This window comes from Pedobacter miscanthi, assembly GCF_032678605.1.
Classification (GTDB): domain Bacteria; phylum Bacteroidota; class Bacteroidia; order Sphingobacteriales; family Sphingobacteriaceae; genus Pedobacter; species Pedobacter miscanthi_A.
The window spans coordinates 599,704-613,010 of sequence record NZ_JAVTSU010000001.1 but is presented as its reverse complement, the minus strand read 5'-3'; the positions used below and the strand labels follow the sequence as shown (position 1 = coordinate 613,010).

19 protein-coding genes are annotated in these 13,307 nt (G+C 38.7%); 13 read left to right on the top strand and 6 right to left on the bottom strand.

Annotation, left to right across the window (positions count from 1 at the left end; all coding sequences use genetic code 11):
• Window positions 1-122: 122 nt before the first annotated feature.
• Genes R2R28_RS02350 through R2R28_RS02340 form a run of 3 tightly spaced genes read left to right on the top strand, consistent with a single transcriptional unit; the run spans window position 123 to window position 2,448 of the window.
• On the top strand, window positions 123-914 hold the full coding sequence (locus R2R28_RS02350) for a DUF1223 domain-containing protein (RefSeq protein ID WP_316824098.1): 792 nt from the start codon (window positions 123-125) through the stop codon (window positions 912-914).
• A gap of 39 nt (window positions 915-953) precedes the next feature.
• Entirely contained in the window at window positions 954-1,673 is a 720-nt protein-coding gene (locus tag R2R28_RS02345) for a cytochrome b/b6 domain-containing protein (protein ID WP_316824097.1), read from the top strand.
• A complete protein-coding gene (locus R2R28_RS02340; RefSeq protein ID WP_316824096.1) occupies window positions 1,657-2,448 on the top strand; it encodes a molybdopterin-dependent oxidoreductase in 792 nt (263 codons plus the stop codon). The genes R2R28_RS02345 and R2R28_RS02340 overlap by 17 nt, the downstream gene beginning before the upstream one ends.
• 4 nt (window positions 2,449-2,452) lie before the next feature.
• Here R2R28_RS02340 and msrA read toward each other — a convergent pair whose 3' ends face one another.
• The 3 genes from msrA to R2R28_RS02325 all read right to left on the bottom strand — a co-directional run bounded on the left by msrA (window position 2,453) and on the right by R2R28_RS02325 (window position 3,897).
• A complete protein-coding gene (msrA, locus tag R2R28_RS02335) occupies window positions 2,453-3,109 on the bottom strand; it encodes a peptide-methionine (S)-S-oxide reductase MsrA (protein ID WP_316824095.1) in 657 nt (218 codons plus the stop codon).
• Window positions 3,110-3,118: 9 nt separating this feature from the next.
• Complete coding sequence (gene msrB, locus R2R28_RS02330; RefSeq protein WP_316824094.1) at window positions 3,119-3,586, bottom strand: peptide-methionine (R)-S-oxide reductase MsrB; 468 nt, start codon at window positions 3,584-3,586, stop codon at window positions 3,119-3,121.
• 128 nt (window positions 3,587-3,714) lie between these two features.
• Window positions 3,715-3,897: a twin-arginine translocase TatA/TatE family subunit gene (locus tag R2R28_RS02325; protein WP_316824093.1), complete on the bottom strand. Its 183-nt coding sequence runs from the start codon at window positions 3,895-3,897 to the stop codon at window positions 3,715-3,717.
• Window positions 3,898-4,123: 226 nt separating this feature from the next.
• Between R2R28_RS02325 and R2R28_RS02320 the strand changes: the two genes are divergently transcribed.
• From R2R28_RS02320 to R2R28_RS02275, 10 genes are all read left to right on the top strand, one after another.
• On the top strand, window positions 4,124-4,354 hold the full coding sequence (locus R2R28_RS02320) for a hypothetical protein (protein WP_316824092.1): 231 nt from the start codon (window positions 4,124-4,126) through the stop codon (window positions 4,352-4,354).
• Window positions 4,355-4,667: 313 nt separating this feature from the next.
• Window positions 4,668-5,648, top strand: a complete 981-nt coding sequence (gene moaA / locus R2R28_RS02315; protein WP_316824091.1) for a GTP 3',8-cyclase MoaA — start codon at window positions 4,668-4,670, stop codon at window positions 5,646-5,648.
• Window positions 5,649-5,654: 6 nt separating this feature from the next.
• A complete protein-coding gene (gene glp / locus R2R28_RS02310; protein ID WP_316824090.1) occupies window positions 5,655-6,833 on the top strand; it encodes a gephyrin-like molybdotransferase Glp in 1,179 nt (392 codons plus the stop codon).
• Window positions 6,834-6,835: 2 nt separating this feature from the next.
• Complete coding sequence (locus R2R28_RS02305) at window positions 6,836-7,576, top strand: sulfite exporter TauE/SafE family protein (protein WP_316824089.1); 741 nt, start codon at window positions 6,836-6,838, stop codon at window positions 7,574-7,576.
• Between the two features lies 1 nt (window position 7,577).
• A complete protein-coding gene (locus R2R28_RS02300; RefSeq protein WP_316824088.1) occupies window positions 7,578-8,075 on the top strand; it encodes a molybdopterin-binding protein in 498 nt (165 codons plus the stop codon).
• A 4-nt stretch (window positions 8,076-8,079) separates the two neighbouring features.
• Window positions 8,080-8,313 carry a MoaD/ThiS family protein gene (locus tag R2R28_RS02295; RefSeq protein ID WP_316824087.1) on the top strand — a complete coding sequence of 78 codons (234 nt, stop codon included), beginning with the start codon at window positions 8,080-8,082 and terminating at the stop codon, window positions 8,311-8,313.
• Between the two features lie 5 nt (window positions 8,314-8,318).
• The gene (locus tag R2R28_RS02290; protein WP_316824086.1) at window positions 8,319-9,425 is read left to right on the top strand and encodes a ThiF family adenylyltransferase; all 1,107 of its coding nucleotides are present in this window, start codon (window positions 8,319-8,321) and stop codon (window positions 9,423-9,425) included.
• A 1-nt stretch (window position 9,426) separates the two neighbouring features.
• Window positions 9,427-9,870, top strand: coding sequence for a molybdenum cofactor biosynthesis protein MoaE (locus R2R28_RS02285; protein ID WP_316824085.1), 444 nt, complete (start codon window positions 9,427-9,429; stop codon window positions 9,868-9,870).
• Window position 9,871: 1 nt separating this feature from the next.
• Window positions 9,872-10,780 carry a bifunctional molybdenum cofactor biosynthesis protein MoaC/MoaB gene (moaCB, locus tag R2R28_RS02280; RefSeq protein WP_316824084.1) on the top strand — a complete coding sequence of 303 codons (909 nt, stop codon included), beginning with the start codon at window positions 9,872-9,874 and terminating at the stop codon, window positions 10,778-10,780.
• Window positions 10,781-11,040: 260 nt separating this feature from the next.
• Entirely contained in the window at window positions 11,041-11,382 is a 342-nt protein-coding gene (locus R2R28_RS02275) for a hypothetical protein (RefSeq protein ID WP_316824083.1), read from the top strand.
• 1 nt (window position 11,383) lies between these two features.
• Here R2R28_RS02275 and R2R28_RS02270 read toward each other — a convergent pair whose 3' ends face one another.
• From R2R28_RS02270 to R2R28_RS02260, 3 genes are all read right to left on the bottom strand, one after another.
• On the bottom strand, window positions 11,384-11,917 hold the full coding sequence (locus R2R28_RS02270) for a hypothetical protein (protein ID WP_316824082.1): 534 nt from the start codon (window positions 11,915-11,917) through the stop codon (window positions 11,384-11,386).
• 384 nt (window positions 11,918-12,301) lie between these two features.
• On the bottom strand, window positions 12,302-12,490 hold the full coding sequence (locus R2R28_RS02265) for a cold-shock protein (RefSeq protein ID WP_090503206.1): 189 nt from the start codon (window positions 12,488-12,490) through the stop codon (window positions 12,302-12,304).
• Between the two features lie 121 nt (window positions 12,491-12,611).
• Window positions 12,612-12,902: a hypothetical protein gene (locus R2R28_RS02260; RefSeq protein ID WP_316824081.1), complete on the bottom strand. Its 291-nt coding sequence runs from the start codon at window positions 12,900-12,902 to the stop codon at window positions 12,612-12,614.
• Between the last annotated feature and the right edge of the window lie 405 nt (window positions 12,903-13,307).

Genomic DNA, 13,307 nt, shown 5'->3' with positions numbered 1-13,307 from the left:
ATCTTATATAAATATAGTGCTTAATTGATTAGTCGAACGGGAAGAAACATCCTTACAGATTATTTTATTTTTTTCCTGTAAGGATTCGTTGTAAAAAACGACTAAAGCTAAAATTGATGATCATGATCAGAAAAATAGCCTTGCCACTCTTGCTGATAAGCATCTTTAGCGTTGCTTTTAGTGCGGGTAATAAAACCACATCAAAACCCTTTGCAGAAACAGGTTTTGCAGTTGTTGAACTTTTCACCTCAGAAGGTTGCTCAAGCTGCCCACCTGCAGATGCATTGCTGGCTGAGATAGCAAAAGAAAGCCAAAATAAGTCAGTGTATCTATTGGCCTTCCATGTAGATTATTGGGATAGATTAGGCTGGAAGGATCGTTTTAGCAGCCCTAAATTTTCTGCCCGCCAAAATCAATATGCCAATTGGCTCAACCTTAAAACCATTTATACGCCGCAGGTAGTTATAAACGGAGGTAAAGAATTTGTGGGTTCAGAAGAAAATATCATGCGTAACAGCATTAAAACAGCACTTGCAAAACCAACGGGAGGCAATTTGCAGATTTCGTTAGGTAAAACAGATAAACATCGCCTTATCCTGAACTATACTACTGATCAACAAACTGATGGCTTTTCGCTTGCGGTAGCTTTAGTAAGTTCAAATGCCAGCAGCCAGGTTTTAAAAGGCGAAAATAAAGGAAAGACACTTGCCCATGTCCAGATTGTGCGCCAGTTTGAAACTTTTGCTTTACAGGGTAAAACCAAGGGATCAGTAGATATGCAGGTAGATGAGGTTGATGGAAAAGTACCTACAGAACTGATTGCATTTTTACAAAACAACAAAACAGGTAAAATAATTGCCACATCGAAACTGAACAACCTGTTCATTAATCACTTAACCAACAAATCTGAATAATGACCTTTTGCGTTTATCAGGTATAAATCCGCCTCCACAATGAAAGTAATTAAAGAAAAACATTCGCTTTTAATGCGGTGGACGCATTGGGTAAACTTCCCAGTGCTTGCCGTGATGATCTGGAGCGGGCTGTTTATTTATTGGGCCAATGATGCTTATGGCATTTCAATTTTTGGTTTCAGCCTTATCAAATTTTTCCCCGAATGGTTTTACAATTATTTTCACATTTCGGGCAGGCTGGCCGAAGGAATGGCTTTCCACTTTCTTTTTATGTGGTTCTTTTTTATTAATGGTTTGCTCTACATCGGTTACACGCTATTTTCGGGTGCATGGCGTGAGCTTTTACCCAACAAAAACTCGTTTAAAGAGGCCTGGCTAGTGCTGTTGCACGATCTGCACATCCGGAAAACTATTCCGCCACAAAAGAAATATAATGCGGCACAACGCATCGCGTATACGGCCATTATTGTAATGGGCATAGGATCGGTAGTAACCGGACTAGCCATTTATAAACCTGTACAGTTTTACTGGATTTGCTGGTTATGCGGCGGTTATCATTTCGCCAGGATATTGCATTTTGCCTTAACCATAGGTTATGTCTTTTTCTTTTTAATCCACATTGTTCAGGTAATCCTTGCAGGCTGGAACAATTTCAGGGCAGTAGTGGCCGGCTTTGAAGTAGCAGATGAACCGCTCCTTCCCAAACCAGAAAATTTAATCATCGAAAAAACTGAAGACAAAGATGAAAACAGATCGTAAAAAAAAGATTAAAGTTCCGCTAACGGTTGAGCAAAAAATAAAAAGACGCACTTTTATTTCATTCGGCGCTTTCGCAGCACTGGGAGGCGGTGCTGTAGCGGGTTGGAAATGGCTTTTAGATGCTCCTGAAGAAGTACCTGGCCTTACCGGAGGCACCAGAGCCCCTTTACGCAGGGCATTGAACAAAACTGAACTCTTTTTTCGTAATTTCTTCAGCAACAAACACCTGGTTAAAACTTACCCCATCGAAAAAGCTGCCAGAAACCCAAGGGTAAACAGTTTAATCGGTATTGAAGATGATGAAAACTTTGAAGTTAACAGCTGGAAACTTCAGGTTAAAATCCAAAATCAAAAAAGCCATTACATTACCATTGAAGAGATTAAAACATTACCTAAAACAGAAATTGTATACGATTTTAAATGTGTAGAGGGTTGGGACGAAATACAACATTGGGCAGGTGTAAAACTGAGTGATTTTTTAACGCACTTTAAATTAGAAGATCAAGCCCAAAAACAATATATGGGACTGGAAACGCCTAACGGGGCTTATTACGTTGGACTTGAAAGAGATAGTATTCTTCATCCTCAAACCATACTGGCTTATGAAATGAACGGAAAACCAATCAGTATCGAGCATGGGGCGCCGTTAAGATTGATTGTTCCTGTAAAATACGGCATTAAAAACCTGAAAAGAATCGGGACCATGAGCTTTAGCAACAGCAGGCCAAAAGATTACTGGGCAGAGCAAGGCTATGATTACTATTCAGGCTTATAAAAGATTATTTTTTAAACGAAGGTTTTAAATACGCATACCGGTTTTTTCTGAGCTTCATTACCTTTGGTACGGATACATTTTGGATGTACGAATCACCAGGGTGCAACTGGTAATAATCCTGATGGTAATTTTCGGCCGGATAAAAAGCTTTAATTGGCATTACCTGCGTTACAATTGCATCGGGATAATGATGGCTCGAATTTACTTTTGCAATTACAGTTTTTAATTCTTGCTGTTCTTCTGGTGTTCGGTAAAAGGCAACCGAGCGGTAATCTTCCCCTTCATCCGGACCTTGCCTGTTCAGCGTAGTAGGATCATGTGCATATAAAAAAGATTCAGCCAGTTCAGCGTAGCTAATTACTTTGGGATCATAATATACCTGTACAGACTCCGCATGTCCTGTACGATCGCTGCAAACTTCTTCGTAAGTAGGATTTTTAATTGTACCTCCGGCATAACCCGATACCACCTCGTTAACGCCTTTGAGTTCGCTAAGCCCTTCAGAAAGTGCCCAAAAACATCCTCCGGCAAATGTGGCTACGCTTTCATTACTTTTTGCAACCGGTAATTTCGCAAAATCATTTTCATTTCTATGGCTTTGTCCATTGGTACAGGCGCTTAAAAAAACAAGTCCGAGTACCCAAATTTTATTCCTTAACATAGCCTAAACTTATTTAGCAGGAATAAATTTCAGCGCATAAGAATTCATACAGTATCGTTTGCCTGTAGGCTCAGGGCCATCGTCGAATACGTGGCCCAAATGCAAACCTGTACCCGCTTCTACCACTTCATCCCTCACCATACCGTCTGATTTATCAGTAACAATTTTAATCGCTTTCTGGTCAATTGGCTTAAAAAAACTGGGCCATCCGGTTCCCGATTCAAATTTGGTATCTGAACTAAATAAAGGCTTACCGGTGGCAGCGCTTACATAAATCCCCTTTTTATGGTTGTTCCAGTAAGGATTTTTATAGGGTGTTTCCGTCCCGCTGTTTACCATAATATCGTAAGCATTGGCCGAAAGTACTGTCTTCCAGTAGGCAGCAGGTTTAGCTTCGGGATATAACCTGCTGTTATTTTCCATTTTCGTATCTGTTGCCGGTTTACCCTGGCTACAGGCGTTCAGTGCAATTGCCATGAACGGTATTATTAATAATTTTAACTTTTTCATATTACCATTAGTCGTATGACAAGGAAAATCCTTACAAATGCGTTAAAATAAACTGAATACCTGCCAGATCAGAAAATTCTGAAAAACAGAGGCAATTAAGCTTCTTTTGGTACCTCTGGCTTTTCTTCTTCCTGCCCGGCTTTAAATTCTTTGATTCCTTTACCAAGGCCTTTCATTAATTCAGGGATTTTTTTACCGCCAAACAATAATAACACAGCAACTCCAACAAGGATTAGTTCTGGCCCTCCTAGCAAGGCAGCGATGGTTGTATTTAACATTTTGTTTTTAATTTAAGTGATTCATTTACACTTACGCATAAAACGGAGCTTTGGTTCTCGGTTATGAAATTTAAAATAACCAAAGTCTCCTGATCAGTTTTTTAAAAATCTGTTAATCTGTGGTTAACTTTTAGCAGAAAAAATAATTTAAAAAAAATGCTTTTTGTTTAAAGTAATTTCTAAAGTGATACGTCTACACCTGTAACAAACCTAAAAAATCTTCTTTATGATAGCCGTTTTCAAAACAAATGTATCTTCAGACAGCGAGTTAAATGAAATCAGTCCATTACTGAACAGCCGTTTCAAAGAAATTAAATGGAATATCGATCTGTGGGACAGTGATAAAATCCTTCGTGTAGATTCGCCTAAAGATTGGACTAAAGAAATTACGGCGCTTTTTAACAGCATAGGTTTACGTTGTATAAACCTCGAAATTTTCCATTCGGAGCCTTTTTAGTTGAGGTTGTATACAACCTTTTTCAGGGAATTATATACTATATTTTCGCTTAATAATGGTGTCAGATATTCCTATCTGACACTGAATCATCTTTAATTCGATCGAATTAGCTTTTTTAAATCACTACATTACTAGTCTGATGGTAACATCTAACTGCACAAATCTCCCATTATCAGAACATTTCTTTCTATTTATTACGCTTTAATACCTGATTATTGCAATTGCCAGTCATATTTTTTTTTAAAAATGAGTAACTTTAAGCAATCAATGATATTGATATCAAAAAAGCGTATAAATTTTAATTAAACCGGCAATGATAGCAGATTCTTTTGGAAGAATACACGATTACCTGCGGATATCGCTTACTGATAACTGCAATTTTCGCTGCTTTTATTGCATGCCCGAAGAAGAATACGATTTTACTCCCGCTTCCAGATTAATGCAAACCGACGAAATTATCAAACTTGCAGAAATTTTTGTGGCTAACGGCATAAAAAAAATCAGGCTTACGGGGGGCGAACCACTGGTTAGAAAAGACGCTTCCGAAATTATCGCTGCGCTAGGTAAATTACCTGTAGAACTGGTGATTACCACCAACGGCACCCGGGTTGCAGAAATGCTCCCTATATTAAAAAATGCAGGTATCAAAACCATCAACATCAGTCTGGATACCTTGCAGCCAGAAAAATTCTTTACAATTACCAGAAGGGATGTATTTCATCAGGTACGTAGCAATATCGAATTGCTTTTGCAGCATAAAATCAAGGTAAAGATTAATATGGTGTTGATGAAAGGCCTGAATGATAACGAAATCAACGATTTCATCAGCTGGACCAAACACAATCCCATTCAGGTAAGGTTTATTGAATTTATGCCCTTTAGCGGTAACAAATGGACCAGCAACCAAATGTTTTCTTTAGAAGAAATCCTGGCAGTTATAGAAAAAAAATATACGATATTACCTGTAAAAGGTGAATCCAATGATACCGCCAAACATTTTATGATTCCCGGTCACGAGGGCTCTTTTGCCATCATCAGTACCATGACACATCCGTTTTGCAGTACCTGTAACCGCATGCGCTTAACGGCCGATGGAAAATTAAAAAACTGTCTATTTTCTGACCACGAGACTGATCTGCTTACGGCATTGCGTAACAACGAAGATGTACTACCGCATATACAATCGGCAATTTGGAGCAAAAAACAGGCTTTAGGCGGACAATTGTCCAGCGATTTCGAAAAAATTGATGCCACAACCATTCAGAACAGAAGTATGATAACCATTGGAGGATAAATTTTGATGATCAGCGTAAAAGAAGCAAAAGACCTCATTTTTCAACATATTAGCCCCTTAAATCCAGTTACAATTGACTTAGCTCAGGCAGCTGGTTGTATACTGGCAGCCGATGTTTATGCTAAATTCGATATTCCGGCATTCTGCCAGTCCTCGATGGATGGTTATGCAATCAAATTTGAAGATCACGAACAAGAGCTTGCCTTAATTGGCGAAATGGCAGCCGGAACTGCCAGCAACATCACGATTCAACACGGGCAAACCAGCAGGATTTTTACCGGGGCTCCATTACCAGAAGGTGCCGATACAGTAGTAATGCAGGAAAAAACAACCCGGCTGGGTAAAACAATTACGCTACATGACCCCAACCTAAAATTGGGTTTAAATACCAGGGATAGCGGTTCAGAAATCAAAGCCGGGGCATTGGCCATGGAAAAAGGAAGTCTGCTAAGCCCTGCTGCAATCGGTTTTCTGGCCGGAATTGGCATTAACAAATTAAGCATTTACCCCATGCCAAAGGTTTCGGTAATTGTAACCGGAAAAGAATTACAAGAGCCGGGGAAAACCCTTCAGTTTGGGCAGGTATACGAATCAAATTCTTATTCGCTTTCTGCAGCCTTAAAACATGAAGGCATTGATCAGATTACTGTTTATGAAGCCGATGATGAGCTCGAAATCCTTAAAAAAGTATTACAAACTGCCTTAATAAACAGTGATGTAGTATTGTTAACAGGTGGTGTAAGTGTTGGCGATTATGATTTTGTGATCGAAGCAGCTGCCCTTTGTGGCATTAAACAAGTTTTTCATAAGGTAAAACAGAAACCAGGTAAACCTTTATTTTTTGGCACAAAAGATCAAAAATTAATATTCGGACTGCCGGGCAATCCTTCATCTGTGCTAAGCTGCTATTATAATTACGTACTACCAGCTGTTAAAGCATTATCTCAAAAAATAAATAGTGTTATGGAGGTTCAGGCCGAACTTACCCATCCCTATAGTAAACAGGCAGGCCTGGCACATTTTTTAAAAGGAAAATACGAAAACGGAGAGGTTACCCCATTAAATGCGCAGGAATCTTACCGGTTGAGTTCTTTTGCACAGGCCAATTGCCTCATTTGCCTGAACGAAACGCAAAAGCATTTCGAAAAAGGCGACATCTTACCCATAATGATTTTACCAAACTAACCATGCAAGAAAGTTTTATCCTCTTTTACTGTTTATTGTTTATTGTTGCTTTTTTATATGCTTCCGTAGGTCACGGTGGTGCCAGCGGATACCTGGCTTTGATGGCTATTTTCGCCATTTCTCCAGCCATTATGAAACCTACGGCTTTATTACTCAACCTTTTTGTTTCTTCCACTTCCTTTATCCAGTTTTATCGTGGCGGCCATTTTAAATGGAAAACCTTTTGCCCATTTGCGCTCGCCTCCATTCCGCTCTCTTTTGTTGGCGGCATGATGGCGATTGAAAGTTCCATTTATAAAAAAATTCTGGGTGTGCTCTTACTGATTCCGGTTATCCGTTTTTTCTTTTTCCAAAATACTGATCCAAAAGATTTTAAACCCTCCAATATCCCTCTATCCTTAGCCATTGGTGGTATTATAGGATTGCTTTCGGGGATGATTGGCATTGGTGGCGGAATTATCCTTTCGCCTGTGCTCCTGCTCTTAAAATGGACCGATCAAAAACAGACCGCGGCCATTAGTGCGGCGTTTATTTTTGTAAATTCAGTTGCTGGTTTAGGCGGACAACTCATCAAAGGTTTCGAATTTAACAGCCACATGCTTGCTTATGTTGGTGTTGCCTTTGTTGGAGGGATTTGTGGAGCCTATTTTGGTGCCTTAAAATTCCCGCAAACCGTTTTAAAAAATGTTTTAGCCTGCGTACTCGCATTGGCTGCTTATAAATTACTATTTACACACGCATAATATGAAATACATCATCATCGCACTATTATTTTTAGGTTTCTCGGCAAAAGCACAAGAAAGCAAACAGTTTACCGTAGAAGGAAAAGTTAAAATGCCATTAACGGTTACTTTAGACAATTTAAGCACTTATAAACCCGTTAGTTTAGACAGTATTACCATATTCAATCATCTCATGCAGCGTAAAAGCAGTATTAAAAATGTTAAAGGCGTGCTTTTAAAAGATATTTTGGCCAAAGTAGAAATTGATGCCGCTTCGCCAAAAACATTGAGCGAATATTATCTTGTTTTTACCGCAACCGATAACTATAGAGTAGTATACTCCTGGAATGAAATTTTCAATTCTTCAACCGGAAATCAAATACTTGTTTTAATGAGTTACGATACCAACCCTGCAAAGGCAGAAAAAGGAAATATTGCCATCATTACGCCCAGCGATTTCGCTACAGGGAGAAGATTTGTAAAAGGATTGAGCAAAATCAGCATCTTACAGGTAAATTAGCCGCATGGAAATCGAAATCATCAGTTTTGGCCAGATTGCAGAGTTGATTAATAATCAAAAGATTGATACAACAGGAATTACCGATACTGAAACCTTTAAGCAACATATCGAAAATCAATTTCCTGCGTTAAAAAGCATGAAATACAAACTTGCCCTGAACAAAAATATTGTTCAGGAGAATACAGAAATCCCCAATCAGGCTACTATAGCCATAATGCCTCCATTTTCCGGTGGTTAAATCATATGAGTGCAGAGCGATATAACAGACAAATAATCCTGAAGGGATTTGGTGAAGAGGCACAACAACAGCTGTTAAAAGCTAAAGTATTGGTTATTGGCGCTGGTGGTTTGGGCTGTCCTGCCTTGCAGTACCTTGCTGCCGCAGGTGTTGGCCATATTGGTATTGTTGATGATGATACCATTTCACTATCCAACCTGCACAGGCAGATTTTGTTTACCACAGCCGACATTGGAAAGCTGAAAGTAGAGGTTGCAGCAAAACGTTTACAGGAAATGAACACCCAGATAGGAATTATCCGTCATCCCATCCGTTTACAGCAGAACAATATCCTCGATATCATTTCCAGATACGATTTTATTCTGGATGGCACTGATAATTTTGAATCCAGGTATTTGATTAACGATGCCTGTGCCCTGCTTAATAAACCGCTCATTTTTGCCGCTGTAGCTGGTTTTGAAGGTCAGCTGGCGATATTTAATACCCCGGGCCAGCTAAGCTTAAGCACCAATTACCGCGATCTTTTTCCAATTCCACCCCTTAAAGGAGAAATACCAAATTGTGCCGAAAATGGCATTATTGGCGTATTGCCTGGCATAATAGGCGCAATGGCAGCAGCAGAAACCATTAAACTAATTGCCAAAATCGGGAAGCCGCTTACCAACAAAATATTAAATTACAACTTACTTACACAAGAACAATATACCATCAATATCAGTCATGGCAGTGATTATACCTTGCCCCAAACTGTTGATGAATTTTTAAATATGGAATATCAGGATACCGGCGAAGGACCACAGGGATATATAGAAATTGATGCCAGTGAGCTGGTTAAACTGCAACAAACAGAATCGACCATTCTAATTGATGTACGCGAAAGGCACGAAGTACCCGTATTGGATAAACAGATTTACACACAGGTGCCCATGTCGGAGTTTGGTGCATTCTTAAACAAGGAGTTTTACCAAAAGCAGGTGGTATTAATCTGCCAGCACGGAATCAGAAGTGTTGCCGCGGCAGAAGCTTTGCAGGAAAAATATGGCGATGCCAAAAAAATTTACAGCTTAAAAGGTGGCATTGTGAAATGGAGAGATCATTTTTTAAGATCATAACATGAGCGAAAAGAAAACTAAAAATATATTTGTTAATGGCCCTATAACACCTGCTTTTATAGCCGATAGCATTGCTAAACACAGTAATAAAACGGCTATTGGCGGACATAGTATTTTTATGGGTCAGGTGAGAAGAGATGAAATTGACCGTAAATTTGTCGCTGCGATTGAATATAGCGCTTATGAGGAGCTTGCCATCGAAAAAATGCACCAGATCAGGGAATCCATTTTCGAAAAATACCCGTTAAACTGCATGCACATTTACCACAGCTTAGGTACGGTTAAAACAGGAGAAATTTGTCTTTTTGTTTTCACCTCCTCTGCCCACCGTAAACCTGCGATAGCAGCCTGTGGTGAATTGGTAGATCGTTTAAAAGCCGAATTACCGATTTGGGGTAAAGAAATATTTGAAGACGAAACACATCAGTGGAAAGAAAATAAATAACATGGTAAACATCACCAAAAAATCCAGCACTTTGCGAATCGCGATCGCCACTGCTACGGTAAAAGTATCAAAGCAGGAAACCATCGATGCCATTGAGCAACGTAAAATACCCAAAGGTGATGTGTTTGAATTTGCACGTGCTGCAGGTTTATTTGGTGTAAAAAAAACCAGCGATGTGATTCCGGATTGCCATCCGCTCCCTATCGAATACACGGCAATTACCTACGAAATTGTGGGGTTAACCATTATTATTACTGTTGAAGTGCACACCATTTATAAAACCGGTGTAGAAGTTGAAGCCATGCACGGCGCCTCAGTTACTGCCTTAACGATGTATGATATGTTAAAGCCGATTGATAAGGGTGTAGAAATTGAAAACATCAGGTTACTCAAAAAGTCTGGCGGCAAATCGGATCTTAAGAATGCCAGATTCCCCGAAATTAAAGCTGCCGTTGTAGTTTGTTCTGATTCTGTTTACGAAAATAAAGCACAGGATACTGCTGGTAAAGCCATTATTTCGCGTTTAGAACAATGGGGAATCAATACAGAAAAATATGAAATCGTTCCGGATGAGGTTAATGTCATCAGGGATAAAGCCAGCGAATTAAGCAAAAAAGGTTATCAACTGGTGATCTTCACCGGTGGCACCGGACTTTCGCCCCGCGATGTAACTCCAGATGCTATTGAACCATTAATCGACCGCAATATTGATGGTATTATGGAAACGGCCAGACGTTATGGACAGGAACGGATGCCTTACGCGATGCTTTCGCGTGGTGTAGCAGGTTTCATAGGCAAAACATTGGTGCTTACCTTCCCAGGGTCAAAAAATGGTGTGGAAGAAAGTATGGATGCCTTGTTTCCACAGGTTTTACATTTGTTTAAGGTAATTAAGGGCGAGAAACATTAACCGTTTTCGGGATTTACAATTCAATACCTATTTGTCATTCTGAACGTAGTGAAGAATCTTTAAAGCGTGTTAGTCGGGATTTGCAATTACCGTTGGGAATACAAACCGGATTAAAAATCCCGAAATCGAAGGTGAAGATCACAGATCCTGACCAACATAGGTTAATTACCAGCACGCTGCCTTTTACAATCATCAATAAAATTAAATCTAAACAGCAAAAATGTCTTTTGGGATAAAAAATTTAGTCCTATTTTTGCCGGATGTCGTCCAAATACAAAACCTTATACTTTTTCCAAAATACAGATACCGCTATTCTAGAAATCCAACGCCTTAATCTGCCCGAAAATGCAGATGCGGAGGCAACCTACCATTGGCTTTATTACGATAAGCTTACCGGCTCACTGATTAAATTATGGTTCAGATCGATGGATTCTTCTACCGAAATTGAGGAACGTTATTTTGAACAGGGCTATCTTAAATTTAATAAAACAGAGGCTACCTATATCGAAAAACATAATTCATCACAGCAAAAACTCAATAATATGGGAAATAGGGCACTCGGCGATGAAATTAGTGCTTTATTGGAAAATTACCTTAAATAATTCAGGCCATTTCGGGAAGTTCCGATTCAAGTTTAACTTTATTTAAAGGGTATCTCGAGGTATGAAATGTTTCGAGTGAGCTGGAAAATCCAGGGTACCATTCTTCTTTTTGCATTTTTTCTAAAAGTTGCGTACAAGAAAGCACATCGGTATCGGCCTGACTGATTGCCTGTGCGACATAACTTACTACGTCCCATACGCCTTCCATCATAAAAAAACGAAAGGTAGACAGGATTGCTGACCATTGTACTTTTTTAGCCTGTAATAAAAAGAACCTGGAAACCGGACTACACAAACGTTTAAAGGCCATATAATCTTCTTCAGCACCTTCCAGCTCTAAAAGCCCGTCGCTATAAGGCAGATTTGCTATTTCTGCAGCAATTTTATCAAGTCCGTGGAAATAAACGCTTCCGGCGCAAATAGAAGATATTGAGATCAATGATAAATGATCGTAAATTTCAGGATGCATTTTCAATTTGCCATTACGCACAAATACCAATCCACCCTTTTTAGAAACGCCGGTTTGCGGATTCATCGCCGATAAGCTTAAAAGCTCAAATTCAGTTTCAAAATTTAACGCAGTTACAAACTGGGCCGCAGCCATAAAAACGCTCCGATCAAGAGGTTTGTTATGAATAACAGGTTCCTGAATTGAAAAAATAGAAAGTTGCAAAAATCCTTAATTTGTTTGGTTCCGGCCGAGTACATCGACAATAACAAAAATAGAAATCCATTCCAAAAAACAACCATACTCAGCGTAGTTAAAACCGCATAATGAGGTAATTAACTAGAAATGAGCAAGAAATTTTTTCAGTCTTTTTGTTCAGAAAATGAAGCCTTGAATTAAATAACAGGATACTGTGGATAAGGGCAAAAAAAAAGCAGGACTAAATCCTGCTCAAAATCTTTTTGGGAAGAATTAAACAACTCTTACTTTCACTGCATTAAGGCCTTTTTTGCCTTCTTGAACTTCGTATTCAACTGTATCATTTTCTCTGATTTCATCAATCAGGCCTGATGCATGCACAAAAATCTCAGATCCGTTTTCTTCTTTAATGAAGCCAAAGCCTTTTTCTGAGTTAAAAAATTTTACTGTTCCGTTTTTCATTATACTGGATGTTTTTAAATTAAAAACCAAAAATAGGATTAAAACCCAAAAACAAAAATAACTTGCAAACAAAATTGAGTTTACGGCAAAAAAAAAATAAAAACGACAAAATTTGTAATTACTATGATAATTTTCTCTGCGTAAGTGAAGAATACCAATTGATGGGATGCGACCTTAAATTCATTCCGTCACTTTCGATATGGTAAAGGATAATTGGCATGCTAAAATCAACAAAACGTTCTACCTGGCGGGAAAGTTTACCCAGAAAATCCATACTCGATATGCCTTCCTTTAAATGAACGTAAATTACGTTGCCTGTTTTAAATTCAAAGCGCTCTACCACCCCCGGCCACTCTGCTTTTATCCTGGTGAGGAAAGCTTTGATTTTGGTTTCTTCTTTTAGATTTTCCATAAGCTTATCAGGTTTTTATGAATATATGCTAATTTAAAAAATTATTCCTAATAAGATTAAATGTAACAGTACCTATACAATTTAAAAAGGAAAATGATCCGATTCACCTGAGCGAAGTCGAAGGGTCTACCATAAGGTTATTTAAACCAATATTTATTATTAGATTCAGTAAGGTACTGATAAAGATTCTTCACTAAGTTCAGAATGACAACTTGTGGAAATAAAAGTAAAAAAGCCCTTCAATCCTGAGAGGGCTTTTTCATAGTCGTCTATCCCTATAAGTAGGAATCCAAAACTAAAAAATGAGTTTAATATTTTCAGGGGTTGAATAAACTGAACAGAAAAAAAATTCAGTTCAATTCATCTGCGTTTTTCACCTCTCAAACGTATTTAAACGACTATTCA

Excerpts from the sequence above, each read along its gene's own strand:
- R2R28_RS02290 (WP_316824086.1), top strand. The coding sequence starts at position 8,319 with ATGAGTGCAGAGCGATATAACAGACAAATAATCCTGAAGGGATTTGGT.
- R2R28_RS02325 (WP_316824093.1), bottom strand. The coding sequence starts at position 3,897 with ATGTTAAATACAACCATCGCTGCCTTGCTAGGAGGGCCAGAACTAATC.
- R2R28_RS02260 (WP_316824081.1), bottom strand. The coding sequence starts at position 12,902 with ATGGAAAATCTAAAAGAAGAAACCAAAATCAAAGCTTTCCTCACCAGG.
- R2R28_RS02300 (WP_316824088.1), top strand. The coding sequence starts at position 7,578 with ATGAAATACATCATCATCGCACTATTATTTTTAGGTTTCTCGGCAAAA.
- R2R28_RS02295 (WP_316824087.1), top strand. The coding sequence starts at position 8,080 with ATGGAAATCGAAATCATCAGTTTTGGCCAGATTGCAGAGTTGATTAAT.
- R2R28_RS02275 (WP_316824083.1), top strand. The coding sequence starts at position 11,041 with ATGTCGTCCAAATACAAAACCTTATACTTTTTCCAAAATACAGATACC.
- R2R28_RS02345 (WP_316824097.1), top strand. The coding sequence starts at position 954 with ATGAAAGTAATTAAAGAAAAACATTCGCTTTTAATGCGGTGGACGCAT.
- R2R28_RS02285 (WP_316824085.1), top strand. The coding sequence starts at position 9,427 with ATGAGCGAAAAGAAAACTAAAAATATATTTGTTAATGGCCCTATAACA.
- moaCB (WP_316824084.1), top strand. The coding sequence starts at position 9,872 with ATGGTAAACATCACCAAAAAATCCAGCACTTTGCGAATCGCGATCGCC.
- moaA (WP_316824091.1), top strand. The coding sequence starts at position 4,668 with ATGATAGCAGATTCTTTTGGAAGAATACACGATTACCTGCGGATATCG.
- R2R28_RS02270 (WP_316824082.1), bottom strand. The coding sequence starts at position 11,917 with ATGAATCCGCAAACCGGCGTTTCTAAAAAGGGTGGATTGGTATTTGTG.
- R2R28_RS02265 (WP_090503206.1), bottom strand. The coding sequence starts at position 12,490 with ATGAAAAACGGAACAGTAAAATTTTTTAACTCAGAAAAAGGCTTTGGC.
- msrB (WP_316824094.1), bottom strand. The coding sequence starts at position 3,586 with ATGGCAATTGCACTGAACGCCTGTAGCCAGGGTAAACCGGCAACAGAT.
- R2R28_RS02340 (WP_316824096.1), top strand. The coding sequence starts at position 1,657 with ATGAAAACAGATCGTAAAAAAAAGATTAAAGTTCCGCTAACGGTTGAG.
- R2R28_RS02350 (WP_316824098.1), top strand. The coding sequence starts at position 123 with ATGATCAGAAAAATAGCCTTGCCACTCTTGCTGATAAGCATCTTTAGC.
- R2R28_RS02305 (WP_316824089.1), top strand. The coding sequence starts at position 6,836 with ATGCAAGAAAGTTTTATCCTCTTTTACTGTTTATTGTTTATTGTTGCT.
- R2R28_RS02320 (WP_316824092.1), top strand. The coding sequence starts at position 4,124 with ATGATAGCCGTTTTCAAAACAAATGTATCTTCAGACAGCGAGTTAAAT.
- glp (WP_316824090.1), top strand. The coding sequence starts at position 5,655 with ATGATCAGCGTAAAAGAAGCAAAAGACCTCATTTTTCAACATATTAGC.
- msrA (WP_316824095.1), bottom strand. The coding sequence starts at position 3,109 with ATGTTAAGGAATAAAATTTGGGTACTCGGACTTGTTTTTTTAAGCGCC.